Below are 987 nucleotides of genomic sequence, written 5' to 3' on the forward strand. Positions count from 1 at the left end.
CGTTTCTGCGGCCCTCGCTTGCGGGGAGTCTTACTGTCGCTCACCCACCCAGCATAGCCTTGCGGAGTGTTTCGCTCCGAGTTACAATTCGGAGCGAAACACTCCGAAAAATCCCACGTCTTTCGTCGCGAGACGAGCCCCACGGCGCGGAACCGGCATCCCAAGGGAAAGAAGGCCTCTCAGATGGACACGACAAAGCAGACGGCGGCACCACAAGCCGCCGACGAAGCGGCCATTCGGCAGCTCATCGCCGAAGCCGAGAAGCACCAGAACGACACCGAGCCGTTCATCGCGCTCCACACAGACAACGCGATTATCGTCAATATCGCGGGCCGGCGCGTCCTCGGCAAGGACGCCATCCACGAAGCAATGAAGAAGGCACTCGAGAGCCCACTGGCACAAGTCCTGACGAAGATCGACATCGAAGACATCCGGTTCGCCAGACCAGACGTCGCGATCGTCAGCTGCATCAAGCACGTCTCCGACGAGCGGGATGCCTCGCTCCGGGCCGACCCCGCTGCCAGCGTCCCGTCCGCGGGAAGCCTGACCTACGTCGTCGTCAACGAGGCCGGCGCATGGCGCATAGCCTCCGCACAGACCACTCCGATCAGGACGTCCTGACGCTCCAGGCTATCGTTGATCGAGATTATCCCCGATCATCCGCTTGGCCAGCGCGTGCGTGCCCTGTTCATCCAGGCGGCCCGTGGCGCCGAGGACAGGAGTTGCTCACGCAGAGTTGAGCGGCGCCAAGGTGGGTGCGGGATTGCTGGTTCAGCGGCGTAGATACTTGGCAAGGAAATTCACGGCCGCCGGGTATGCGTCCAGGCGATTGGCCCGCTTCGCCAGGCCGTGGCCTTCGTCCTCGTACACCAGCAGAGTGCAGGGCACTCCCTTGTCGTCCAAGGCCGCCTTGATCTGCTCAGACTCGCTCAGCGGCACCCGGGGGTCGTTCGCTCCGTGGATCACGAACAATGGCGTGTCCATGGC

2 protein-coding genes are annotated in these 987 nt (G+C 63.2%); one reads left to right on the plus strand and one right to left on the minus strand.

Annotated elements, in window-relative coordinates:
* Window positions 1-183: 183 nt before the first annotated feature.
* Window positions 184-621 carry an SgcJ/EcaC family oxidoreductase gene (locus ELR45_RS09975; RefSeq protein WP_129665559.1) on the plus strand — a complete coding sequence of 146 codons (438 nt, stop codon included), beginning with the start codon at window positions 184-186 and terminating at the stop codon, window positions 619-621.
* Between the two features lie 150 nt (window positions 622-771).
* On the opposite strand, the gene ELR45_RS37350 is transcribed toward ELR45_RS09975, so the two are convergent.
* Window positions 772-987 (minus strand): alpha/beta hydrolase family protein (locus tag ELR45_RS37350; RefSeq protein ID WP_205856313.1); only part of this gene is annotated, 216 nt, incomplete at its 5' end.

Origin of the sequence: Phytoactinopolyspora endophytica (genome assembly GCF_004138495.1) — a bacterium.
In the GTDB taxonomy this organism is placed as follows: Bacteria; Actinomycetota; Actinomycetes; order Jiangellales; family Jiangellaceae; genus Phytoactinopolyspora; species Phytoactinopolyspora endophytica.

What these genes read in the sequence shown, in the direction of transcription:
- ELR45_RS09975 (WP_129665559.1), top strand. Translation starts at nt 184, where the DNA reads ATGGACACGACAAAGCAGACGGCGGCACCACAAGCCGCCGACGAAGCG.